The sequence below is a fragment of the Pseudomonas sp. 2822-17 genome (assembly GCF_002742485.1).
GTDB lineage: Bacteria > Pseudomonadota > Gammaproteobacteria > Pseudomonadales > Pseudomonadaceae > Aquipseudomonas > Aquipseudomonas cyclaminis.
The window spans coordinates 1-231 of sequence record NZ_LJRZ01000293.1; the positions used below are offsets into that span (position 1 = coordinate 1).

Annotated in this window: 1 pseudogene; it reads left to right on the forward strand. The window is 34.2% G+C overall.

Annotated features, from left to right (window positions below):
* Positions 1-231: pseudogene (locus AOA60_RS03980) on the forward strand (RNA degradosome polyphosphate kinase); the annotation flags it as partial.

Consider the following 231-nt stretch of genomic DNA (forward strand, 5'->3'; position numbering starts at 1 on the left):
TCTTAAAACTCATAGTAAAATCACTTTGATCATCAGGCAAAAGCAAGGTACTATGCAGAGGATTGTGCATCTAGGAACTGGAAATTATAATGATAAAACCGCAAAATTGTATACAGATATGGGTGTTTTAACAACGAGAAATTCATTTGGGGTAGATGCAACAAATTTTTTTAACTACCTTAGTGGCTATTCTGATAAACCTTCATGGAATGAAATCTCAACTGCACCCTT